Annotated in this window: 20 protein-coding genes and 1 pseudogene; 10 read left to right on the top strand and 11 right to left on the bottom strand. The window is 38.5% G+C overall.

The window, feature by feature from the left end; all coding sequences use genetic code 11:
- Positions 1–6: 6 nt before the first annotated feature.
- On the top strand, positions 7–1,332 hold the full coding sequence (locus tag IEV17_RS10525) for an ATP-binding protein (protein WP_004664535.1): 1,326 nt from the start codon (positions 7–9) through the stop codon (positions 1,330–1,332).
- 42 nt (positions 1,333–1,374) lie between these two features.
- Here IEV17_RS10525 and IEV17_RS10520 read toward each other — a convergent pair whose 3' ends face one another.
- The 3 genes from IEV17_RS10520 to IEV17_RS10510 all read right to left on the bottom strand — a co-directional run bounded on the left by IEV17_RS10520 (position 1,375) and on the right by IEV17_RS10510 (position 4,256).
- Positions 1,375–2,178, bottom strand: a complete 804-nt coding sequence (locus IEV17_RS10520; RefSeq protein ID WP_004664534.1) for a hypothetical protein — start codon at positions 2,176–2,178, stop codon at positions 1,375–1,377.
- 61 nt (positions 2,179–2,239) lie between these two features.
- On the bottom strand, positions 2,240–2,956 hold the full coding sequence (locus tag IEV17_RS10515) for a phosphatase PAP2 family protein (protein ID WP_004664533.1): 717 nt from the start codon (positions 2,954–2,956) through the stop codon (positions 2,240–2,242).
- Positions 2,957–3,068: 112 nt separating this feature from the next.
- Positions 3,069–4,256, bottom strand: coding sequence for an ammonium transporter (locus IEV17_RS10510; protein ID WP_004664531.1), 1,188 nt, complete (start codon positions 4,254–4,256; stop codon positions 3,069–3,071).
- A gap of 413 nt (positions 4,257–4,669) precedes the next feature.
- Here IEV17_RS10510 and IEV17_RS10505 point away from each other — a divergent pair, with 413 nt between their 5' ends.
- From IEV17_RS10505 to IEV17_RS10485, 5 genes and pseudogenes are all read left to right on the top strand, one after another.
- Positions 4,670–6,340: a sensor domain-containing diguanylate cyclase gene (locus IEV17_RS10505; RefSeq protein WP_004664529.1), complete on the top strand. Its 1,671-nt coding sequence runs from the start codon at positions 4,670–4,672 to the stop codon at positions 6,338–6,340.
- A gap of 108 nt (positions 6,341–6,448) precedes the next feature.
- Positions 6,449–7,468 carry a coiled-coil domain-containing protein gene (locus tag IEV17_RS10500; protein WP_004664527.1) on the top strand — a complete coding sequence of 340 codons (1,020 nt, stop codon included), beginning with the start codon at positions 6,449–6,451 and terminating at the stop codon, positions 7,466–7,468.
- Positions 7,469–7,597: 129 nt separating this feature from the next.
- Positions 7,598–7,889 (top strand): annotated as a pseudogene (locus IEV17_RS10495) (endonuclease domain-containing protein); the annotation flags it as partial.
- Between the two features lie 125 nt (positions 7,890–8,014).
- Positions 8,015–8,596: a hypothetical protein gene (locus tag IEV17_RS10490; protein ID WP_004664524.1), complete on the top strand. Its 582-nt coding sequence runs from the start codon at positions 8,015–8,017 to the stop codon at positions 8,594–8,596.
- Entirely contained in the window at positions 8,593–9,642 is a 1,050-nt protein-coding gene (locus IEV17_RS10485; protein WP_004664522.1) for a DGQHR domain-containing protein, read from the top strand. The genes IEV17_RS10490 and IEV17_RS10485 overlap by 4 nt, the downstream gene beginning before the upstream one ends.
- A gap of 60 nt (positions 9,643–9,702) precedes the next feature.
- On the opposite strand, the gene IEV17_RS10480 is transcribed toward IEV17_RS10485, so the two are convergent.
- Positions 9,703–12,603, bottom strand: a complete 2,901-nt coding sequence (locus IEV17_RS10480) for a valine--tRNA ligase (protein ID WP_004664520.1) — start codon at positions 12,601–12,603, stop codon at positions 9,703–9,705.
- 203 nt (positions 12,604–12,806) lie between these two features.
- On the opposite strand from IEV17_RS10480, the gene IEV17_RS10475 reads away from it, so the two are divergent.
- The 4 genes from IEV17_RS10475 (at position 12,807) to IEV17_RS10460 (ending at position 15,796) form a co-directional block, all read left to right on the top strand.
- A complete protein-coding gene (locus tag IEV17_RS10475; protein WP_004664518.1) occupies positions 12,807–13,487 on the top strand; it encodes a hypothetical protein in 681 nt (226 codons plus the stop codon).
- 117 nt (positions 13,488–13,604) lie between these two features.
- The gene (locus tag IEV17_RS10470; protein WP_004664516.1) at positions 13,605–14,267 is read left to right on the top strand and encodes a hypothetical protein; all 663 of its coding nucleotides are present in this window, start codon (positions 13,605–13,607) and stop codon (positions 14,265–14,267) included.
- Between the two features lie 18 nt (positions 14,268–14,285).
- A complete protein-coding gene (locus IEV17_RS10465; protein ID WP_004664515.1) occupies positions 14,286–15,092 on the top strand; it encodes an SDR family NAD(P)-dependent oxidoreductase in 807 nt (268 codons plus the stop codon).
- Positions 15,089–15,796: a Dph6-related ATP pyrophosphatase gene (locus IEV17_RS10460; RefSeq protein ID WP_004664513.1), complete on the top strand. Its 708-nt coding sequence runs from the start codon at positions 15,089–15,091 to the stop codon at positions 15,794–15,796. Before IEV17_RS10465 ends, IEV17_RS10460 begins: the two co-directional genes overlap by 4 nt.
- A 39-nt stretch (positions 15,797–15,835) precedes the next feature.
- On the opposite strand, the gene IEV17_RS10455 is transcribed toward IEV17_RS10460, so the two are convergent.
- The 7 genes from IEV17_RS10455 to IEV17_RS10425 form a co-directional block, all read right to left on the bottom strand.
- Complete coding sequence (locus IEV17_RS10455) at positions 15,836–16,270, bottom strand: YbjQ family protein (protein ID WP_004664511.1); 435 nt, start codon at positions 16,268–16,270, stop codon at positions 15,836–15,838.
- Positions 16,271–16,278: 8 nt separating this feature from the next.
- Complete coding sequence (locus IEV17_RS10450; protein WP_004664510.1) at positions 16,279–16,629, bottom strand: YbjQ family protein; 351 nt, start codon at positions 16,627–16,629, stop codon at positions 16,279–16,281.
- A 109-nt stretch (positions 16,630–16,738) separates the two neighbouring features.
- Positions 16,739–18,199: a multidrug efflux RND transporter AdeIJK outer membrane channel subunit AdeK gene (gene adeK, locus IEV17_RS10445; protein WP_004664509.1), complete on the bottom strand. Its 1,461-nt coding sequence runs from the start codon at positions 18,197–18,199 to the stop codon at positions 16,739–16,741.
- A gap of 5 nt (positions 18,200–18,204) precedes the next feature.
- Positions 18,205–21,378 (bottom strand): multidrug efflux RND transporter permease subunit AdeJ, encoded by a 3,174-nt coding sequence (adeJ, locus tag IEV17_RS10440; protein WP_004664507.1) that lies wholly within the window; start codon positions 21,376–21,378, stop codon positions 18,205–18,207.
- Positions 21,379–21,390: 12 nt separating this feature from the next.
- A complete protein-coding gene (locus IEV17_RS10435; RefSeq protein WP_004664506.1) occupies positions 21,391–22,647 on the bottom strand; it encodes an efflux RND transporter periplasmic adaptor subunit in 1,257 nt (418 codons plus the stop codon).
- Positions 22,634–23,284: a phosphatase PAP2 family protein gene (locus tag IEV17_RS10430; RefSeq protein WP_004664505.1), complete on the bottom strand. Its 651-nt coding sequence runs from the start codon at positions 23,282–23,284 to the stop codon at positions 22,634–22,636. The genes IEV17_RS10435 and IEV17_RS10430 overlap by 14 nt, the downstream gene beginning before the upstream one ends.
- Positions 23,285–23,436: 152 nt before the next feature.
- Positions 23,437–25,488, bottom strand: a complete 2,052-nt coding sequence (locus IEV17_RS10425; protein WP_004664504.1) for a site-specific recombinase — start codon at positions 25,486–25,488, stop codon at positions 23,437–23,439.
- Positions 25,489–25,491 lie beyond the last annotated feature (3 nt).

Raw genomic sequence — 25,491 nt, 5'->3', positions numbered from 1 at the left:
ATATTTATGAAAATATCTAAGCAATACTCACTGAAAAAAAGACTGATTTGGGGAACTTCGGTCTTTAGTTTGCTGCTTGGATGTTTATTAATCTTTACAGCTTATAAAACAGCTTTACATGAAGTTGATGAGATTCTTGATACACAAATGCAATATATGGCTGAGCGTTCGACTGCTCAGCCATTAACAACTGTTGCGAGTAAAGTTGAATTGCATCGCACATATCACGAAGAAGATTTGTTGGTTGATATTTGGGCTTATAAAGATCAAAGTCATTTATGGCATCAAACACACTTACTCATCCCCCCTGTAAAACAAGCAGGTTTTTATAGCCAAGAAACACCACAAGGCAAATGGCGTGTCTATGTCATTCCTTTAAAAGACTATCAAATACAAGTTAGTCAGCAGGAAGATGTCCGCCAATCATTTGCTTGGGAATTGGCAGGGAGTATGTTTGTTCCCTATATCATTTTATTGCCTTTTGCGATTTTAGTTTTAGCTTTTATCATTCGTTTGAGTTTAAAACCTCTCGACGATTTCAAAACAGAATTAAAGCGACGTGATTCAGATGGCTTAGCCCCCATTGATGGCAATGATTATCCTCAAGAGTTGATCCCAACTATTGAGGAGATGAATCATTTATTTGAACGAATTCAACATGCTCAAACCGAACAAAAGCAGTTTATAGCAGATGCGGCACATGAATTACGAACACCCGTCACTGCACTCAATTTACAGACCAAGATTCTGATTAGTCAATTTCCTGAACATGAAGCTTTGCAAAATTTGAGTAAAGGCTTGGCACGTATTCAGCATTTGGTGACGCAGCTTTTAGCTTTAGCAAAACAAGATGTTGGATTAAGTTTAATCGAACCAAATACTCACTTTCGTTTGAATGATGTTGCACTCAATTGTGTTGAACAGCTTGTTAATCTTGCAATGCAAAAAGAAATTGACCTAGGTTTTGAACGTAACGATTTGATTGAAATGCAAAGTCTTGAATCAACTGTTCATTCAATTATTTTTAATCTGATTGATAACGCGATTAAGTACACGCCAGATCAAGGTATTATTAACATTTCGGTTTACAGTGACAGTGACGATTTTGCTTGTATTCAAATTGAAGATAGCGGTGTCGGTATTGATGCTGAACAATACGATAAAGTTCTAAAACGTTTTTATCGAGTGCATCATCATTTAGAGGTGGGCAGTGGTCTCGGGCTTTCAATTGTCGATAAAGCCACGCAGCGACTGGGTGGAAGCCTAGTTCTATCTCGAAGTCTTGATCTAGGAGGACTCTCAGTTTTAGTTCGCTTACCTAAAAAGCTCTAAGTTTAGCTATCGTTGATTTGATTGATTGAATTATCAAATGAGTTAAGTGATTGTTTCGGAATGCTCTTTTAAGTAACGTAAAAACAAAACACATTTCTGAATACGTTTGCCATCATTACCAACTTTGCTAATATTAAAGTTCAGAACCCATTTTAAGCGTTTCCCAACTTTACATACATCACTATAAACTTGCGATTCAGCAAGGAGGGCTTGATAAAGAATTTGACTAGCATCGGATAATTGTTCAAATTCGAAATGATAGGCTGTAGAAAAAATAAATAGCAACCAGTCACGAACAAAACAATCATGTAAACTCAGGACTTCATGTGGGTCAGTTTCAAAATCAATAAAACTAAACTGATTATTTTGATCGACGAGGATGTTACGAGCGAATGCTTCGCTTAAATAGCCTTGTTTAGAATGAATATACTGAATGGCTTGAATTGATTGGCTAAATAATAATGATTTTGAATGAATATCTTTTTGACAAGCCAATGCTTGATCCAGTTGTGAGATGCTACTTTGATGTTGTGATCCGATGTCTTCAAGCAAAATTCCATTTTTTGAAACTGCAAGAACATTCGATGTAGAAACACCTAAAGATTTGAGTGTTTGAATTCGATTGTATTCACATTGAATTGCAGCAGAACCACCTTGATTTGGAACTGGAGTAATGGCGCCTAAATTAAATATTTTTGCTAACCACTTCAACGGCGTGTAAAGCCATAAACCGTGACGTTCAGATGCTTTCTTTAACCATACTTTATGAGAACCTAGATCGTAGGCTTGAATGGAGGATTGTTGCTTAGTTAAAGTGGTTTCTAAGAAATTTTGAAAGTCATCCATCAGCAGCAAACAGTACCTAAGTGAATATCGTGATCATGCATGAACCCATGCGAGTAGGGCATCACTTTATCATATCAGGACTCATTTGCGTTACAGAATTAGCCGCTGCATGAGCTAAATGACGTTTATACGTGATCATATAAACCACAACATTGATAGCAAAGCAAATCCAAGCTGTCCATAAATTATGACTGAGAAAATGTGCACCACGCATCATTTGTGCCCAGCCCATTGCGAAGCCAAGTAATACACCTGCAAATAAATAAAACCAAGCTCTTTTACGCTGATCGAGACGATAAAGAAAATAGCCTGTAACTAAGGCAAAACCTGTACTTGCATGACCACCTGGAAAACAATGTCCAGCGGTTGCTGAAAAATCCCAAATAAAACCTGTGACAGTCTTATGGGTCATATCCCATGGGCAAGCATGAGCAGCTTGTGCCTTCATTAGACCAATAATGCATGTACATAACATACTGACCCAAAACATATAGCCATACTGCCAACGTTTTGCTTTGAATTTTTCTATTTTAAAAGAAGCGATCCACAGTAGGAAAAAGCTTGCATAGACAATAGTTAAAACTTTTTTGACATAAGTATGATTTAGCTTTGCAAGATACCAATCGCCTTTCAAAGCAAAATCGCCAAAAGTTCCTACCCATGGTTGAATCAAATATAGATCTATTGCTCCACCGACTGGAAACACGAATAAGAGGATAAAAAAACTCACAAATAATAAGAAACTTGCGATTAAGAAGAAACGTGTTTTAAAAATCATAGAGCATGCAATTCAGCAGAATGATAACTTGGTTATTTAATAATTTGAAACTTAATTACCTCTTAAAATGTTCATAAAAAAAGCGGCCTAATAGCCGCTTTAAAAATTATTTTTAGAACATTGATTCTTCTGAATTTGCTGAAATTTTATGAATTGAAAGATCCGCACCACGATATTCATCTTCTTGAGAAAGGCGAATCCCCATCGTAACTTTCAATATGCCATAAACGGTGAAACCACCAGCAAGCGCAATCACAATGCCTAAAACTGTTCCGATGATTTGAGAAATGATTGAGACACCTCCTAAACCACCTAATGCTTGTAGACCAAATATGCCTGCCGCAATCCCACCAAATGCACCACATACACCATGTAAAGGCCATACACCCAAAACATCATCTACTTTAAGTTTATTTTGTGTATAAGTGAATAAATACACAAACAAAGCACCTGCAGCCCCACCAATCACGAGTGCACCAATTGGGTGCACAATATCGGAGCCTGCACAGATTGCGACCAAACCTGCGAGAGGACCATTGTGTAAGAAACCAGGGTCATCTTTACCCATGAAGTTTGCTGACAATGTACCACCAACCATTGCCATAAGAGAGTTAATCGCAACTAATCCTGAAATAGCATCAACGCGTTGTGCACTCATGACATTAAAGCCGAACCAACCAACAATTAAAATCCATGAGCCTAAAGCAAGGAATGGAATCGATGAAGGTGGATGTGCACTCACACGACCATCATGCTTATAACGACCATGACGCGCGCCAAGTAAAATCACTGCGGCTAATGCAATCCAACCGCCCATAGCATGCACAACGACTGAGCCTGCAAAGTCATGGAAGCTTGCACCAAAAGAGCTTTCTAACCATTTTTGAAAGCCGTAGTTACCATTCCAAATCATGCCTTCGAAGAAAGGATAGATTAAAGCAACCAGAATTAAAGTGGCGATTGCTTGTGAACGCATTTTGGCGCGTTCTGCGATGCCGCCAGAAATAATTGCTGGAATCGCTGCTGCGAAGGTGAGTAAGAAAAAGCAACGCATTAGGTTATACCCATGGTCAGCCGCTAAAGTGCTTCCTGTATGGAAAAAGTTTTGTCCGTATGCAATCCAGTAACCGACAAAGAAATAAGCGATTGCTGAAATCGCAAAATCGGTCAGAATTTTACTGAGCGCATTGACTTGGTTTTTGTGGCGGACTGTACCAAGCTCAAGAAATGCAAAACCTGCATGCATTGCCAATACGAGTACTGCACCGAGCAGTAAGAAAAATAGATCTACGTTTTGCATAGTGGTGCTCAAAAAAAGTGCTAAATTTAATTTTGATGCAAACATTTGATTCGTTTTTTGCACCAAAATAGATTTAGTAAATCTAAAAACTTAAGTTGTCGTTGAACAACCCAATTTGATAAAAAATATAATGCAAAAAACGCACCAATTTAGAAAGTAAATTATAATTTTGGTGAAAAGTGGTGCATTTTGCTTAAAAATAGCACCATTTATTATGCTTTGAGAACTAAATTTTTAAATATGAATGCGTTATTGCAACCGAAAATTACAGTCTAAGCTCGGGCAATAGAACTTGAGTCTATTTTCATCGGATTCAGTATTTTTCCAAGTACATTCGTTACTTTGACTTAATAATTCATAAAAGATCTTTGATATATTGCTGAGTTTAAAAAGTGATTTGCTATAGGGTGCAAATGAACATATTTCGCATAGATTCCTTTCGTAATCGACTACTGGTCCTGTTTGCAGGGATGTCTTTTATGTTTGGACTATGTATTACTTTATATATTGGTAAGACTGCTTCGGCGCAAATGAGCCAAACCAGCGGTCAGACCTTATATATTGCCGCGAAAAGTATCAGCAATACCTTAGCAAATTCACTTACAGAACGTGAACGAGAAATGGTGTTATTAAGCCAATCTCCATTTTTTGCTGAAGCTGACTTTCATAACCCTCGAGTACAACAACAACTTGAGCAAGTTAAGAAGTCTTATAAATATTATGCTTGGTTAGGAATAGCCAATACTCAGGGGCAAGTCGTCGTTGCAGCTAATCATTTACTAGAAGGGGCAGATGTTTCAGAACGCCCGTGGTTTATTCATGGTGTAAATCAAGTCTATCTAGGCGATGTACATAAAGCTGTTTTACTGGCTAAGAAAATTAAAGCGATTAATCCTAATGAACCATTACGTTTTATTGATTTCGCTACGCCAATTTATGATCCATCGACACAGAAAATTAAAGGCGTTTTGGCTGCACATGCAGATTGGAGTTGGGCGAGTCATGTATTAAGCAGTTCATTGTCGGAAAATGCTGCACAACGAGGTATTGAGGTATTTATTGTCAATCAGCATGGTGAAATTCTATATCCATTTAAAAGTATTGGACAAGTCCAGCCTCCTGCATTTCAGGCAAATCGTGGACATTATTTTTTGCATAATTGGAATGAAAAACAACAGTATTTAACTACTGATGTTGCCGTGCTTTCTCAAACTAAGAGCAATTTAGGTTGGCACGTGATTATTCGTCAGCCTATTTCGATTGCTTTAGCAGAGGTGAAATCACTGCAACATAAAATATTAGCTCTGGGCTTTATTTTGTCATTATTGCTGTTGCTACTCACTTATAAATTGGCGAATAAATTCAGCCGTCCGATTGAATTATTAGCAGATTCAGCGCATGCAGTAGAAAAAGGGCAAGAAGATATTCAATTTGAAGCACAGACTAGTATTCGTGAAATTCAAGGTTTATCTCAATCGTTGCAAAGCATGACTGATACCTTGCTTACTCAGAAGCATCAACTTCAAGATGCCAATGCCACACTTGAGCAAAAAGTTGCAGAACGTACGCACGAACTACAAGTTGCCAACGTCGAGTTAGCTCATATTGCGCGTTATGATGCACTTACAGGCTTACATAATCGCCGTGCTTTCAATGATTATTTATCCTATCTATTTACTCAAATGTCACGTACACAACAGACTTATGCAGTGCTATTAATGGATATCGATTTCTTTAAAAAGGTGAATGATACCTTTGGACATGAAATAGGCGATCAGGTATTGCAACGTGTTGCAGAAATTCTTCCAACCGCTTTACGGATTACTGATTTCGTCGCACGTTTAGGTGGGGAAGAGTTTATTGCCTTGTTGCCTGTTACTTCATTGGATGGAGCTGCGATATTGGCAGAGAAAATCCGATCTACGATTGAACAAGAACAAATTATTGTAAATCACGCCATCAGTTTAAGTATTGGTGTAAGTGTAGTCCAGTTAGATGATACTGATATGAATGATGCGATTCGTCGTGCAGATAAAAATTTGTATATGGCGAAGCAGCAAGGACGTAATCGAGTGATTTCTTGACTGCTATTGCCATAGTGGATTAGAAAGTTGATTTAAATAGCTTTGGCAAAGCACTACTTTTAATATTTGATTATTGCTAGGGTTTTTAAAATTTTTAGGTGAATGAGCATGTCCTTTGATCTCAAAGTTAGTTTACAACAAAGGGCTGAGCCGTCTGCGCAGCAGAAAAAGTTGAATCGTCTCATTGATAAAATTGAACAGCAAAAAATTAGCCTTAGCATGTGGCAAAATGCCCAAGCTGAAATTCAGCAACATACACGGCAAAAACTTTTACCTGTGTATAGCGAACTCCATGAAATATTATTTCAGCAGTTAGAACAACTTTGGAATATGTTACACAGCCATGAATTTTCCAAAGCGGATATACAACAATTAGATAAAAAAATTGCCCAACTTGCCCGAATGTTGAAACGCTCACAAATGTTGAATGAAGAACGGCTAAAGTTAGTCAAGCAGATCGACACCTTTTATCAGCAACATGCGCAGCAATCATCGAAAAAAAATAAAAAAGTACAGTCAGTTAAGTTCGAACTTAATGAAAACTTTGATCAAAATATAGAATTAGAAGAAGATGACTTTGAGCAGTATGCTGCCGAGCAGCAACAGGCACGTGAACAAGCCAAACAACTGAGACAACAAGAAAAACGAGAACAAGCTGAGCAGATGGCAGCGCAATCGCTGAAAACCGTGTATTTAAAAATTGCTGCGGTGATTCATCCTGACCGTGAGCAAGACGAGACCAAGAAAGAGAAAAAAACCGAGTTATTCCAACTGGCAAGTCAGGCGTATGAACAGCAGGATTTGTTTTATTTATTGAAACTCCAGTTACAGCTCGAACAGAATAAAGCTGTAGGGGTGAAAGAGTTATCTGCGGAGCAAGTGAAGTTTTATAAACTGGCTTTGGATGTGCAAAGCCAGCAGCTTGAAAGCCAAATTGATGAGATTTTAGATTCTTTTCAGTTAGCTAAAAAAGTCAAAGCCGAGAATGTGCATATTAATGAAGTGTATAAAGCCATAGATGCCGATTGTGCTGAGTTAAAGCAGCAGTTGAAGTGGGAAAAAGAGCGTTTAAAGCATATGAAAAAAGTGAGTGGGGTGGAGATGTTGTTGGAGCATGGGGCACTGTAACCTCTCCCTAGCCCTCTCCTACAAGGAGAGGGAACACCCATTAAATATTTGCTTTCATAAAATTAGATGCCACTCCCTCTCCCTTAAGGAGAGGGTTGGGGTGAGGGGAATGAAAATGGAAAATAAAAAATGAAACTAGACCCACAATTATTAGAATTTGCCAAAAACATGCGAAGCAATGCTACTGATGCAGAACATTTAATGTGGCAACTGCTTCGTGCTAAACGATTTATGAATCTTAAATTTCGCAGACAGCATGTGATTGCACCATATATTGTGGATTTTTACTGTCACGAATTGGGTTTAGTGATTGAGTTGGATGGTAGTCAGTATGGTGTTGATGATACAATTCAATATAATGCCGAGCGAAAAGTTTTTAGAAGCTTTGAGTCTTAGAGTAGTAAGGTGTTGGAATCATGATTCAAAAAATGAGTTTTAAAAAATATTGGATTTAAAATAGCTCTAATCTTATGATTTTAATTCATGAATTAAATTAAATGCATAGCTGAAAATATTTAATCCCAGTTTTAGGGGGATGAGGGAATTATGGAGTTTATTAAAGTTCCATTGTCTGTAGTGAGGGATTATAAAAGAGAATCTATTTTATGGGTTTTATTTGTAATCTTAGCTGGGCAGTTTGGAGTGTTTTGTAATTGGTTTATACAAACATTTTTCACACAAAATACTTTACTTAGTGCTATTAAGTCAGATTTTAGTAATGGTAATTTTTATATTTTTACCATTAGTTTAATGGCTTCATCATTTTTTATTGTATTAGTTAGTTTCTTATACGATCAAGAATCACACTTTAAATCAATAAAACTTTTTACATTGGTATTTTTAGGGATTGGTATTCTTTGGTGCGGAATAGTACATTCATTAGTTCAATTAAAACCAACTTATATTTATGCTGAGTATATGTTTAAATACTGCTTACAGTTTGTAGGCTATTTAATAGGAATATTATTTTCTATTTATGCTGCTTGTATAGTGAAGTTGAACTATGATAATGAAACGCACAAAAAAGTTGATGATAAATCTTTCCACAGCACTACTGATCAATCAGTAAAAACAATGGATCAAAAAAGTAAAACCATAACGAAAGATAGAAAAGGAAGAACATTATGAAAATAAATTTTTTTGAAGTCAAACAGCCAATTGGTACTTTCTATCTATCAGTAGTTAATGCAAAGCAATTAATAAAAGTTACAGAAACTAGAGCTAGAGAAATTGATTCGAAAGATGTGCAAAGAGAATTCTCACCTGCTAGAGTTAATGAGATAGCTGATTATTGTAGAGACCCTGATGCTACTTTTCCTACATCTATTATTATTTCAATAAAACCAGACGCTTTTAAAGGGATATCTGGTAACTCTTTAGAGTTTTTGGATGATACTGTGATTGGTGAAATTCTAGATGGTCAACATAGACTATTAGGACTGGAAAAGTCTGGGATTTCTGAAAGATTTGATTTACCAGTCGTTTTTATGTTTGATTTAGATAACTATCAAAAAGGTTATGTATTCTCAATCATTAATAGTAAGCAAACTAGAGTAAATCCATCCTTAATTTATGATTTATTTGCTCTTAGTCATCATAGAAGCCCATATAAAACTTGTCATGAAATTGTCAGAAATTTAAATAGGGATAAAGAATCGCCTTTTTTTGATAGGATAAAAATGTTAGGAAGGAAAGAGGAACATCAAGAGAAAGCTTCTCTTTCACAATCAGCATTTATTAATTATTTAGTACCGCTAATTAGTAAAAAACCTGAACAAGATGCGATTGATATAAAGAATGGACAGCAAGTTTTGGGTGATTCTAAATTAATATTTAGAGACTATTTTATACATAATGAAGATCATGTCATCTTAAAGATTTTGTTGAACTATTTTAATGCTGTATCTAAAGTCTTTCATTGTGAATGGAATGATCCTGATAAATATATATTATCTAAACCAATTGGATATGGAGCTTTATTAAAAGTATTACCTTCTATTTTCAATAAAGGGGATGCAGAAGGTGATTTATCAGAAAGATATTTCACTAATATATATAAGCAAGTTCAATATTATTTTGATAAAAATAATATTGAAATTACTTCTAATCAATTTGGTTCAAATGAACAAGCTAGAACTAAATTAGCAAATCTTATTCTAGAGGCATTAAGTTAAAAAAATAAAGGGCTGAATAATCAGCCCTTTATACACAAATTAGATTAAATTAACAACACATTAAAGCGCTGCAATTTGCTCCATATTCGCTTTAATCTTCACTAACTGGTCAGCAAACTCAGCCAGTTTCGCTTTTTCGCCCTCAACCACAGCCGCTGGTGCTTTCGCCACAAAACCTTCATTGCCAAGCTTAGTCGCAATTTGATCATGTTGCTTTTGAACTTTGTCTAAGTCTTTTTGTAGACGACCAAGTTCCGCTTTCGGGTCAATTAAACCTTTCATAGGAACGAATACAGACACGTGACCCACAACAGATGAAGATGACAATGGTGGTTGCTCGGTATCAGCCAAGAAAGTAATGCTTTCTACTTTTGCTAGAGCTTTAAATAGCGCTTCAATACGGGTGATCTGTGCTTTTTCCGCTTCCGTTGTGTTTTGAAGCAACACTGGTAATAAACGTGCATTACCTAAGCCCATTTCACCACGGATGTTCCGTACCGCACCAATCAAACCTTGTAACCACTGCATGTCCGCTTCAGCTTGCTCATTGATTTTCTCTTGAGCAGGCACAGGATATGCGGCAGTCATAATCGTTTTGCCTTCAATACCCAGCATTGGCGCAAGCGTTTGCCAAATTTCTTCAGTCAAGTACGGCATAATCGGGTGAGCCAAACGTAAAGACGCTTCCATCACAGCCAATAACACACGACGAACTTCCGCTTTACGCTCTTCAGATACTTCAGCATCGTTCAATACTGGCTTGGTCAATTCTACATACCAGTCACAGTATTCATTCCAAATAAAATCGTAGATCGCTTGTGCAGCTAAATCTAAACGATAGGTTGCAAAGGCTTGTTGAACCGCAGCTTCCGCTTTTTGCAAACGGCTGATAATCCATTGCTCTGGTAACTCCCAAAGATCAGGGCGAGCAGTTTGACCAACGGTTTGACCTTCAACATTCATTAATACGAAACGGGTTGCGTTCCAAATCTTGTTACAGAAGTTACGATAGCCTTCAACACGCTTCATATCGAATTTGATGTCGCGACCCGTGTTTGCGAGTGCACAGAATGTGAAACGAACGGCATCTGTACCATAAGCTTGAATGCCTTCTGGGAATTCTTTACGGGTTGATTTTTCAATCTTGGCTGCTTGTTTCGGGTTCATCAAACCCGTCGTACGTTTCTGTACTAAAGTTTCAAGATCTACACCATCAATCAAGTCGAGCGGGTCAAGTACGTTACCTTTCGACTTAGACATCTTCTGACCTTCGCCATCACGAACTAAACCATGTACATACACAGTTTTGAACGGAATTTGTGACGTACCATCTTCATTTTTCATGAAGTGCATGGTCATCATGATCATGCGTGCAACCCAGAAGAAGATAATATCAAAACCAGTCACTAACACATCAGTCGGGTGGAAGGTATTGAGGAAATAATTTTCCGCATCTTTTGCTTTATCGCCAGTCCAACCTAAAGTTGAGAATGTCCAAAGTGCAGAAGAGAACCATGTATCCAATACATCTTCATCTTGACTCAATGCAACATCAGCAGGGATGTTGTTATTGGCACGAACTTCTGCTTCGTCACGACCAACGAATACATTACCTTCAGCATCGTACCAAGCTGGAATACGATGACCCCACCAAAGCTGACGTGAAATACACCAGTCTTGAATGTTGTTCATCCACGCCATGTACATGTTGCTGTACTGCTCAGGTACAAATTTGATGTCACCATCTTTCACCGCTTTAATAGCTGGCTCAGCAAGCGGTGCAATTTTGACATACCATTGGTCAGTCAATAATGGCTCAACGATCACACCTGAACGGTCACCGCGAGGTGGTTTAAGCGTATAAGGTTGAATTTGATCTAACCAGCCTTCAGCTTCAGCTTGTTCAACCAATTTCTTACGTGCAGCAAAACGCTCTAAACCAATGTAGTCTGCTGGTGCAGCAATGGTTTTAGAAATCTGTTCGCCTGCTTTGGCGATGTATTCAAACTCAGCCAGAACTTCCGCATTTTTGTTAAAGATGTTGATGATCGGCAATTCACAACGCTTACCAACTTCATAGTCATTGAAGTCATGTGCAGGCGTAATTTTTACACAGCCTGTGCCGAATTCTTTATCAACATATTCATCTTTAACAATTGGAACTGCACGACCTGTAATTGGCAGGATAATGTTCTGACCTACAAGGTGTGAATAACGCTCATCATCCAGTGCAACCGCAACGGCAGTATCACCCAATAATGTTTCAGGACGTGTGGTTGCCACAACAATGTGATCTTTACCATCGTGGGTACGGAGTGATTTGTCTTCAAAGAAATATTTGAAGTGCCACAATGAACCTGCTTCTTCTTTGTCTGATTCAACTTCAAGATCAGAAAGGGCAGTTTGTAATTTCGGATCCCAGTTTACCAAACGTTTACCGCGGTAAATTAAGCCATCTTCATGTAGTTTAACGAAGACTTCTTTCACCGCATTGGATAAACCTTCATCCATGGTGAAACGTTCACGTGACCAGTCAACAGAAGAGCCTAAACGGCGAATTTGACGAGTAATCGTACCACCAGATTGTTCTTTCCATTCCCAAATCTTTTCAATGAACTTTTCACGACCTAAGTCATGACGGCTGATGTTTTGTGCGCCAAGCTGACGTTCTACCACCATTTGTGTTGCAATACCGGCATGGTCAGTACCCGGTTGCCATAAGGTGTTTTTACCAGACATACGATTATAGCGAGTCAGAGCATCCATGATGGCATTGTTAAAACCATGACCCATGTGCAAGCTGCCCGTGACGTTTGGTGGTGGAATCATGATACAGAATGATTCACCTTGACCTGAGGGTTTGAAATAACCCTGTTGTTCCCAGATTTGGTACCATTTCTTTTCGATCTCAGTTGGATCGTAAGTAGTTGCAATATTTTGAGCAGATTGAGCGTCAGTCATAGTACAGAAGATTAAAATTGAATAAAAAATTAGATCTATTGTAGCAAAAAAATGATGAATATTTTCATCAAAAAAAGTCGATGAAAACAGTTGGTTTTTTCTTGAAAAAAGTTAGATTTATGTGTGCTACATCACACAATTAAAAATGTTTAAGCATAAAACAAAGATATAAAAATATTAAAACTTAAAAAAGGACGGTTACGATGAGTTATTCAATTCTATTAAAAATCAATGAAGTAACTTATGATAAGTTTGAGACGATTCGTCAGCAACTCAATGATGGAACAAGTGCGAGTCAATCTAGAGTTCTAGGTGAAGTACTTTCAGAAATTGCTTGTGACATCGTAGAACAAGTTTTTTCAGTATTATTGATTCAAAATAGCCAACCTACAGCGATATCGCAGAAATATAAGACTGAATCTGAAAAAGTAATTCAACAAATTATTGGTGCAGTACGTCGATATATGCCTTGGTCAATCGCACTATTTGGTAATGATCGGCTTTGTCCTTTTGTGAACTATTTTTCTAATATGATTAAATATCATGATCAGCAAGTTTATGTATCTTATCCAATTGATCGAAACCTAGTACAACAGGCACACGCGTTAGTTGCACAGATCAAAAACAATGAAATTAATGATATGGCTGATGTGTTCCATACTTTGATTCAGATTGTAGACTTGGGTGTAACTAATCTAATTCGTGAGCCAAAAAAATGCCTAAATTTCAATAAGGTGGTGGATAAAACTTTAAATGGGGTGATTCATATAACGGCACAACTCAGTTATAAGCGTTTAGAGAAAATGAGTAACCAAGTAGATTCAAATACGGCAACAGATTGCGTTAATCACTTTTTGGCATTTATGCATGTTGATCGTGAATAGAATGTGGTAAATTCAGCACTTGAAAAGCCAAAAATGAAAGAAAAACAGAATCTAAGGATGAATAAGGGCTTATTAAATAAGCCCTTATTTTATGGAATCTAGAATAGGGTTATTAGAATGAACACTGCCGTTTTTTTAAATATTCATGCCGATACATACACGCGATTTGCTCATATCCGTACGCAGCTCTTACAAGGTAGTAAAGAAAGCCAAGCAAATGCTTTGGGGGCAGTTTTATCTGAAATTGCATGTGAAGTGATAGAACAAGTTTTTATGGTGCTATTACAAGACAATCAACATCACTCACTCACAGGTGAATCTGAAAAAGTGATTCAGCAAATTTTAGAAGCAATCCGAAAATATATGCCATGGTCAGTGTCATTCTTTGGTAATGATCGTCTAGTTCCATTGGTTGAATATTTATCTAAAACAATTCGAGTTGAAGATGAGTCGGTATATATGACTTATCCGATTGAGCAACAGTTGACTCAACAGGTTAAAGCTTCGAGTCAAAAATTGGCTGAAGGGGAAAGTCGAGAAATTGCGAATTCACTTAAATTACTGACTGAAGTGATTGATGTAGGTGTCACTCATTTAATTCGTGAGCCTAAAAAGAGCCTAAAATTTAATTTTGTAGTCGATAAAACTTTAAATGGCGTAATTAATATGACGACTCATTTAGGGTATAAGCGTTTAGAGAAATTAGGTACTCAACTTGATCAACAAGTTGCGGCAACTTATGTAGATTACTTTCTTAAATTTATGCGTCACCCTGCATAAATAAAGGAGATATATGACATGGCGAAACTTAAAAGTCTTGAAAATAAAGTCGTATGGATTACAGGTGCATCTTCGGGTTTAGGTAAAGCTTTGGCACGAGAGTGCGCTTTACAAGGTGCTCAAGTTGTAATGACTTCACGTCGTTATGATGAGTTGGAATCGGTTCGAGTGGGTTTACTTAAGCCTGAACAGCATCTTTCAATCGCTGCTGATATTACCGATGAGGCTCAAGTCCGCCATGCACATGAACAAGTTCTCGCTACTAAAGGACGTATTGATTGGCTGATTAATAATGCAGGCTTGAGTCAGCGCGCGTTGATTGAAGAAACGAGTATGCACACTGAACGTGCCATCATGGAAGTGGATTATTTCTCACAAGTGTTCTTTACTAAAACCGTATTACCAACTTTGCTCAAACAAAAATCAGGTCGGGTAGTGTTTATTTCGAGTGTAGCGGGTCTTTTGGGAACCCAATATCGTGCGACTTATTCTGCGGCTAAGGCTGCAATTCACATGTGGGCCAATAGTTTACGTGCGGAAGTCGCTAAAGATGGAATAGTGGTTTCAGTGGTTTTTCCTGGTTTTGTTAAAACCAATGTTTCATTTAATGCTTTAAATGGTGAGGGTAAACCACAAGGGCATCAAGATGAAGCGATTGAAAATGGTTTAGAAGCAGATGTATTTGCAGAACGTGTCGTTGAATCTTTGATGGCAGGAGATGAATATATTGTTGTTGGTGGGAAAAAAGAACAATTGGGTGTCTTGGTCTCTCGATTATCACCAAACTTGTTGTATAAGATGATTCGCAAAATGAAAGTGAAATGAGTGTGAATAAGCGCAAGAAAGCCGTTTTCAATTGGAGTGGTGGTAAAGATTCATCTTTGGCATTATATAAAGTATTACAGCAGGATGAATTTGAGGTAGTTGCCTTATTAACTACAGTAAATGAAGAAACGGAATTGTCTTCTATGCATGCGATTCCATTTTTATTATTGATGAAGCAAGCTGAAAGTATTGGGATTCCACTTTATCCTGTATTTTTGCCCAAAAATCTGCCTGTGTATGAGCAGCGTATGTTAGATGCTGCCAATCATTTTAAAGCGCAAGGTGTCGAGCATTTTATCTTTGGTGATATTTACCTGAGCGATGTACGCAAATATCGAGAAGATCATTTGCATCCTTTAGGGATTGAAGTCGTTGAACCGATCTGGAATCTTAATTCGAACGAAGTGATGCAAAATTTTTTAGACTCAGGTATTAAAACTAAAATTATTGTGACTGATGCCAGTAAGCTCGATGAGTCGTTTATTGGTCAAGATATTGATGCTGAACTGATTGCACGAATGCCAAGTGAAGTTGATCTCTGTGGTGAGAATGGTGAATATCATACCTTTGCTTATGCTGGTGGTTTATTCAAGCATTCTGTTGAGTTTGAAATTACTGAGACGCGTCAGATGTCATACGAGTTTAAGTTAGAGAATGGGGAAGAAAAAACCTATCACTATTGGCAAGCGATTTTTGCAACGTAGAATAAAAAATCCTGTGAGTTGCACAGGATTTTTTTAATGTTAATGATGGACTGCCGTACCATAAGCAAATACTTCAACCATACCACCTTGCATACCTAATTCTGTGGTACTAAGACGAACTCCCATAATATGATTTGCGCCTATTCGATCTGCTTCTTGCTTGAGGCGGAGCATGGCTTCACGACGTGCGCGTTCAACCACACTTTCATAACTGGTCAGGCGACCACCAAAAAAGTTCTGAATATTAGCAAGTACATATTTAAAGTAATCATGTGAGATTACAACATTGCTACTCACCAATTGCCCCTTTGCTGATGTTTCAACAAATCGATTGGTATCAATTCGAATATGGGCAAATTGTTTTTCTTTTTCATCTAGTTCACGTAAATGTTTTTGTTCGATATGACGACCAAATCCCCAACCGACTGAAAATAGAATCAAGAAAAGAATAACCTGAAAAATTAATCCACTCATAGAAATGCCTAAGCGTTAAATGGATCAGGAAGTTTTGGGGTAATCGGTTGGACTACGACCGCTGTTCCATAGACAAAGAGTTCAGATGCACCTTGAGCGATATTTGAGGTCGAGAAGCGGATTCCGACAACAGCATTTGCACCCAAACTTCGCGCTTTATCAATCATACGTTGAGTTGCTTCTTGACGAGATTCTTCAAGTAATTCTGTATAACCTGTCAGTTCACCACCCACGATGTTTTTCAAACCAGCCATAAGGTCACGACCAACGTGTTTACTACGAACGGTGCTGCCATAAACAACATCTAACTGACGTAAAATAGTATGCCCGGGCATAGATTCTAAACTGCTTAATAACATAGTATTTGTCTAAATCATTGATATGCTATCTTTGAAGATAAGAAAAATTTGCATGTGTTGCAATAAAAAAGCTCACCGAAGTGAGCTTTTAAACCGAAAATAATCAAAATTATTGAGCGGCGTGAATTTGTGCGCTAGACGGTTGTGGGTTTACAGTTTCACTTGTATTGGCTTTTAAACCTCCACCAAGCGTTTTATAGAGTTCCACTTGGCTATTTAAGTTCGCTTGTTGTAACAACAATAAACCTTGCTCAGCCGAATATGCTGAACGTTGCGCATCTAATACGGTTAAGTAACTATCAATACCTGCACGGAAGCGAGCATTAGAAAGTTTATAAGTCGTATTTGTTGCTTCAACTAAACGACGTTGAGCTGTTAAACGATCACCAATATTGGCACGCGTTGCAAGTGCATCATTCACTTCACGGAAAGCAGACTGTACTGACTTTTCATAGTTAGCAAGTGCAATTTTTTGATCCGTTTCAGAAATCTTCACATTCGCTTTGCGTGTACCCCAATCGAAGATTGGCATGTTAATACTTGGCCCAATAGACCATAACGCATTTCCTGATTTGAATAAATCACTCAAGTCAGTTGATGCATAACCTGCCGAACCAGTCAAACTAATGGTTGGGAATAATTGTGCTTTTGCTGCACCAATATTTGCACCAGCAGCACTGAGTTGATATTCGGCAGCTTTCACGTCTGGACGGTTATTTAACAAATCACTTGGTAAGCCTGCACTTAACGCATTTTGCTGAGTAATGCGAGTCACTTGTTGTTGAGGCAGCAAGTTCTGAGGAACAGGCTGACCAACAAGCAAGTTTAACAAGTTCTGCGCTTGAGCAATTTGTGTTTTGTAATTAGCAACGTCATTACGCGCAGTTTCAACTGAAATTTGTGCCTGACGCACAGGAATTTCACTATCAATCCCTACATCGAAACGTTTCTTATTCAGATTAAATGAATCTTGTTGCGCTTTGAGGGTTTGATCTGCGAGTTTGAGTTGTGCACTTGCAAATGAATAATTCAACCAAGCTTGAGTGACTTGGCTGATTAAACTGATTTGCGTTGCATCACGCGAACTTTGAGTTGCTAGATAACTGTCTAATGCAGCATCTTTCAAGCTGCGTACGCGTCCCCAGAAATCAAGTTCATAAGAGGTGAGACCTAAACCAACTTGATAAGTTGAATAAGGATTATTCGGATCACGAGAAGGGCTGACTTGGCGCACAGCACTACCGCTTGCTCCGATTGTTGGCAATTGATTATTTTCTGAGATTTGATATTGCTGTTGAGCTTTTTGGATATTCAATGCAGCAGTACGTAAATCGCGGTTATTAGCAAGAGCCAAATCAATGACCTGTAATAAACGTTGGTCAGCAAAAAAGTCTTTATAACCTTGTTCAGCAATCGATTTTCCAGAAGCATTACCATAAGACGCGTAGCTTTCAGGAGTATTTGTGCTCACAACAGGCTCTGGCCCGCGCATACTTTGGCAGGCAGCCAAAGAGAGCGCGAGTGCAGAGATTGCAATGCCACGACTGGAAATAGACCAAACAGTTTGCATCACGATCAATGCTCCTGAGTATTTAAAGTTTTAGGTTTGTACTTAAAGATACTACGAATCCACACGAAGAATACAGGGATGAAGAAGATACCTAAAAGTGTTGAAGAAATTACACCACCAAGTACACCATAACCGACTGAGTGCTGACTACCAGCACCAGCACCGCTTGCTAACGCTAATGGTAAAACACCAAAACCAAAAGCAAGTGTTGTCATGATAATTGGACGTAAACGCATTTTTGCAGCATGTAAGGTTGCATCAAATAGATCTTCACCTTGCTCCTGCAATTCTTTAGCAAATTCTACAATTAAAATTGCATTTTTGGCAGAAAGACCTATGACTGCTACGATCGCGACTTGGAAGTAAATATTAAAGGACAAGTTTGGATCGCCCTTAATCACCATACCCAACCATGTCAATGTAAAGGCACCGATAATACCTAAAGGTACAACCAATAATACAGAAATCGGAATTGCCCAACTTTCATATAATGCCGATAGACATAGGAATACAATCAATAACGAAAGAATCAGTAAAGGCAGTGTCTGATTACCAGAATCACGTTCTTCTAAAGATAATCCAGTCCATTCATAGTCGAAACCTTGTAAGCCCATAGACGGTAACTTACCAATGATTTCTTCCATTGCTAACATTGCATCACCAGAGCTAACACCCGGTGCAGGAGTACCTTGAATATTGACTGATGATACGCCGTTATAACGTTCTAAACGTGGTGAACCATACGTCCATTCGCCTTTAGCAAATGCTGAGAATGGAACCATTTGGCCTTTGTTATTGCGTACATACCATTTGTTTAGGTCTTCAGGCATCATGCGAGTATCCGCTTCACCTTGGACATAAACTTTTTTGACACGACCACGGTCAACGAAATCATTGATATAAGAGCCACCCCAAGCCATGCTCATGGTGCTGTTAATATCACTAATACTGACACCCATTGCGCCAGCTTGCGCTTGATCAACAGTGATTTTGTATTGAGGTGTATCTTCTTGACCATTCGGACGAACACCTGCAAGACGTTTGTCTTGTGATGCCATACCTAAAATTGCATTTCGTGCCGCAATTAGTTTTTCATGACCTTGACCACTGACATCTTTCAACTGGATATTAAATCCTGATGATACGCCTAATTCAGGCATAGCAGGCAATTGTAATGGCATGATGTAAGAAGCATCTTTTACAATCATATTGAGTGCCATACCACGCTGAATAATCGCACCAATTTGTGATTCAGGTGTTGTACGTTCGCTCCAGTCCTTCAATTTAATGAAGGCGAGACCCGCATTTTGACCGACCCCAGTGAACGAGAAACCAGAAACGGTAAAGATCGAATCAACATGATCTTTTTCCTTATGCAGGAAGTAATCGGTCATTGTGGTGATAACTTTATCAGTACGTTCTAAGCTAGCGCTTGGTGGCAACTGAACTAAAGTCATAACTACGCCTTGGTCTTCTTCTGGTAAGAAAGAAGATGGCAACACTTTGTATAGACCAACCAAACCAGCAATCACTACGATATAAATAATCCCAGAGAAAATTTTATGGTGTGTCATACGATTGACACCACCTTGGTATTTCACTGAAAGTTTATCGAAGCTACGGTTAAACCAACGGAAGAAGCGCGCAAAAATATTATTACTTTCTTGCTTGTTCGGATCATGTTGCTTTAACAAAGTCGCACATAGGGCAGGGGTAAACGTTAATGCAACGATTAAAGATAAAATCATTGCAGTGACTAAAGTGATTGAGAACTGGCGATAAATAACCCCAGTCGTACCACCAAAAAATGCCATTGGTACGAATACCGCTGTTAATACACTGGTAATACCAACCAATGCACCAGAGATTTGCCCCATCGATTTTTCAGTCGCTGCTACAGGCTCTAAGTGCTCTTCTTGCATGACACGTTCGACGTTTTCTACTACAACGATCGCATCATCGACCAACAAACCAATCGCTAGTACCATTGCGAACATCGTCAGCGTATTGATCGAAAAGCCAAAGATATTAATAACAGCAAATGTTCCCAATACAACAACAGGAACCGCAAGGGTCGGAATGATTGTTGCGCGCCAGTTTTGTAAGAACAGGAACATCACGATAAATACCAATACCACAGCTTCAATCAGTGTGTGAACTACACTTTCAATAGATAGCTTAATAAATGGCGTTGTGTCATACGCAAGTTTGTCTTTTAAACCACTTGGGTAGTTATTGCGTAGTTCAGATAAGCGCTTTTCAACGGCTGCAGCGGTATCAAGTGCATTCGCACCCGTTGCAAGTTTAATTGCAACACCACCTGCAGGATTACCATTGAATTTAGAATCAAATTGATAGTTATCAGAACCTAATTCAACACGTGCTACATCGCTCAAACGAACTTGTGCGCCATCCGCAGTGTTTTTAAGGAAAATATTTCTAAATTGCTCAGGTGTTTGCAACATACTTTGTGCATTTACAGTCGCATTTAAAATTTGACCCTGAACTGCTGGAGCACCACCTAATTGACCTACTGCAACTTGAGCGTTTTGTGAACGTATAGCCGCAGCAACATCTGAAGGTGTGAGATTAAAGCTGGTAAGTTTCGCTGGATCTAACCAGATACGCATTGCATAAGAACCACCAAATACAGTCACTTCACCGACACCTGCAACACGACTAAGTGGTTCAGAGATGTTTGAGTTTACATAGTCTTTAATATCTGATGCAGATAAGCTGCCATCTGGCGAGTAAAATGCAACAACTTGCATAAAACTTGCACCAGACTTAGTCACTCGTACCCCTTGACGTTGTACGTCTTCAGGTAATAGTGCTGTAGCTGATTGAAGTTTGTTTTGAACTTGAACTTGAGCAATATCTGGATCAATGCCTTGTTCAAAGTTTAAATTGATAGATGCTTGACCATTACCTGCACTGTTTGAAGAAATATAACGTAAGCCATCCAAACCATTCATTTGTTGTTCGATGATTTGGGTAACTGTATTTTCAACTGTTTCAGCAGATGCCCCAGGATAAGTTGCAGAAATCGTTACCGTGGGGGGAGCAATTGTTGGATATTGCGCAACGGGCATTTTTGTCAGCGTGAGGATACCCGCCAACATAATGACCAGCGCAATCACCCATGCAAAAATCGGGCGATGGATAAAAAATTGAGCCATGCAATCTACCCCTTAAGCTTGTGAAGTAGCTTTTTGTTCAGCTTTTGGTGAATTGACTTGCTTTTGTTCGCTTGCCTGAGGAGCAGCATTCTGACCTTGAGGTGCTTTTGCTTGTGGTTGATAAGGCTTAGCAGAAACTTCTTGCCCTTCTTTGACCTTAGCAACGCCATCGACTACAACTTTATCACCATCTTTTAAGCCTTCAGTCACAATCCAATCTTGACCTTTTACGCCGACTGTTGTGATAGGGCGAGTTTCAATTGCACCTTTCGCATTTACGATCAGTGCGATTGCTTGACCTGTTGGTAAACGTGTTACGGCCGCTTGAGGAATCAAGTAAGCATTCGGTAGAACTGCTTGAGAAATTTTTGCAGTTGCATACATACCTGGTAATAACAGATGATTTGGGTTTGGGAATACCGCACGTAAAGTCACTGTACCAGTTTCTGGGTTAACGCTAGCGCCAGAGAATGCAAGTTGTCCTTCTAACGGATAATCAGAACCATCTTCAAGCGTAATTTTGACTCGAGTATTGTTGCTATTGTCTAAACTACCTTTGCTGAGTTGCTGACGCAGACGTAATAATTCAGCACTTGACTGATTGATATCAACATAGATTGGGTCAAGTTGTTGAATCGTCACTAATGGGTCAGCTTGATTTGCTGTAACTAAAGCACCAGAGGTAACTGATGAACGACTCGATTGTCCTGAAATAGGTGCTCGAACAGTTGAGTAACCTAAATTAATTTCAGCATTTTTAAGCGCTGCTTGTGATGCTGCGACATCTGCTTCAGCGAGTTGAACTTGAGCATTGATATCATCATATTCTTGTTTAGAAACAGCATTAGTTCCAACCAATTGACGATAACGACCTTCTTTCACACGTAGCGCATTTAGATTTGCTTGCTGACGCAATAAGGTTGCACGAGCACTATCAGCAGTTGCACGATTTGTATTCGCATCAATTTCATAGAGTGCTTGACCTGCTTGTACATAACTGCCTTCAGCAAATAAACGCTTTAAAATGACGCCGCCTGTTTGTGGACGAACTTCTGAAATTTGATATGCAGACGTTCGACCCGAAAGTTCTACGTTTTGTTCAACGCTTTGTGGTTGTGCAACGATGACACCGACTTCTGGAGGTGGCATTTTTTGTGCAGCAGCAGTTTGCTGTGCATTTTTAGGATCTTTGCTACAACCAACAAGCGCAATGCTTGTTGCTAATGCGCAAGCAGTCAGGGCAGGTGCCCAAAGCTTAGCCGACATCATTATTCCACCTCAATTTAGATTTCTTATCTAAAAACAAATTGTTGCTGAAATTGCTTTGATACAGCCAAAACCAAAGCAATGAAGTCCAAATCAACCCAATTCCCCAACCCGTGAGTACGTCAGTCGGAAAGTGAACCCCTGCGTAAACTCTAGATATCCCCATGAAAATAAACCATAACGTAGATACTAAAATGACACTAATGCGATATTTATGTTGCTGAAGCAATAACATCATTAAACTCGCAAGGGTTGCTGCATAAAGGCTATGGGCACTTGGGAATGATGCGCCATAGCTTTGAACTAAGTGATAAAACTCCAAGGGTCTTGGTCGATCAATACTCCATTTCAGAAGCCAACCAATCACAATACTTCCACCCACACTCAAAGTGATAAAAATCACATTCTTATAGTTTTTAATCCAAGTTTGATAAAGACACAAAAAAGTGGTTAAAAATAATAAAAATGGCATCCCACCCAACAGAGAAAGTAGAATTGTCACATGGTTAAGCGTCAATGAACGGTGTTCAAAAAAAGCTTGAACACTAAAAAGGTCTAAATTTGATGTGTTTGGAAAAATGAACCCAATCACACCCAATCCTAAAAAAAAGCAACCAATACAAAGCAGTAGGTACGGCATGCGAACCTCATTTTTTGCTTAACCATTGTTCAGGGTTATCGAATGTTTTGAAGTGTACTCGCGAGTACACTTTTGGTCAAGTCTTGAAATTTTATGATAATTTCATTTTCATATTTTTATAAGCTTCATTAAAAAAACATAACAAAATTCGATTAATGTCTCACTTTTTGCTCAGTTTTATTTTGTTCTTCTAACTGTACAGGTTGGCTAGGGGGCCAAAAAAAGTCACTTGGCCGAGTTAAGAAATGAGTCATCACTAATTTTGCGAGTGGTTTCCATTGAGCGAAGCGGACGCGTCGGGCACGAAGTGCAACAATAATTGTCAAGGTAAAGCTGACAAATAAGTTAGTTAGGCCGATTAGCATAACCCCTAAAAAAGACACGATGATTAAACCAATATCAGGGCTACCGATGGTCATAAGACCTTGAATAAAATTGGCAGAGGCAAAGGCAATATGTCGAATATCTAAAGGTAAACCAAGAATAAAACCAATCGTCCCCATACTGCCAAGCATGATGCCAAAAAGAAAATTACCAGCTAAAGCCCCAAGATTGGTTTCAATATAATTGGCAAATTTATCTAAACGCTGTTGTCCCATCCAGCGTTTCAAACGCTGGTGTTGTTTTAAGCGAGGACCAACCTTTCGGTAGACGGCCAAATTATCGAAGTAGCCTGCAAGTAGTCCTGAGAAAAATAAGCATATTCCAGCAATTGCAGCATGGGGTACAGCTAACGAAGTAAACGGATTTAGATCATGTAAGGTTTTGGTTGCTTTTGTTGATGAAAGCAAAGGTTCGTGTAGATTGTATTGCCATAAAAAAGTAATTAAAGCTGCTACAGGTATAGCAATCGAAATGTTACCGAGGATTGCAATAAATTGAGTTCGAATAATGTTGATAATCAGTGCAGCCAATTCAGCAATTTGAGCTGTTTTACTGCCTTTTTGATGTTGTACGGTTGCTGCAAGTGCCGCCGCTGTCATCGCAGGTTGTTTAGTCGCAACGGTAAAGTGTAAGACATGGATAAGCATGAAGCCTAATGCATAATTCATACTATATAAAAATGCATGTGTAAAAGGTGCGAGCACTAAACGGGCAGTCAAAATCTTTAAAGTAGCCATCGTTGCGATAATTGCACCAGCACCTGCTGCTGCTTTATACATACCAAAAAAGCCAGCTTTATCAGTGCTTACATAATGTTCACCTGTTTTACTCGCATTTTCAGTGACCTGTAATGCAATCAGTTCACTGGTTGAACTGAGTAAATGACGAACACTTTTTTCATCATAATGTGCCTTGGTTAAGTCGGTAAGTAATTCACCCAGTGCAAGATAGCGTATCTCATCTTTACTTGCCAATAAGCTCAATAAAAGTTCAATACGATCAATTGCTTGCTCAAGTAGAGACAATAAATAGGTTAAGCTAACACTCACACCAATACGTTTAGTTGCACGGCGAATTTTGAGCACAACTTCACGACATTGATCTAGCATCACGAATGCCTGAGATGCATCAGGTGGTGGCATTACAATAACCGCATCTTGATCATCAATTTGTTTTTTATATTTCTCGATGAATTCAACAATTTCTCGATTTTGAACTAAGAAGGGAGATTCATATTCAATAATATCTGGCTGAGCATTAATAAATTCAGGATATAAACCTATACCACTGATTCGATAAGACAAAACGGTAATCGCTTTGATTAACTCATTTTTAGAAATTTGTTTTTCAATCGTATTGCTTTGGCTTTCGGCTAACAGATTAAATAAAGTGATCCAGTCTTGATTCTCAATCAGATCAAGCCATTGACTATCTGTTTCTTGGTGAAATACTTTTCCAATAAGAGTCTTTAACTGCTGACCATCTTCAACCAATGGAAGAAAGTGCGCGCCAAGGCGTTGACTCAGCTGATTCCAAAAGCCATCCAATGAAAGAATACCACTATCAGCATATAAGCTAATCTGTTTGTATTGGCTAATCAGTTTGAGTAAGAAATTTTGTAATAGGAGCGCAGATGTCGGCGTCAATAATAATATTTTGATGAAGCCCTGAATCTGTTGTTTAACTTCGTCCGCATCCTTTGGATTTTTTGGCCGTAAGCGGTTAATTAATTCGATGATAATATTTTCATCTAAAACAGCTTGGTTTTGATCAAGCTGTTCCTGCATTTTTAAAAATAAATCAGATAAAGTTAAATGCATAGG

The organism is Acinetobacter modestus (genome assembly GCF_014636095.1).
In the GTDB taxonomy this organism is placed as follows: Bacteria; Pseudomonadota; Gammaproteobacteria; order Pseudomonadales; family Moraxellaceae; genus Acinetobacter; species Acinetobacter modestus.
Note: the sequence above shows the minus strand (reverse complement) of the source record. Positions and strands in the feature narration are given on the sequence as shown.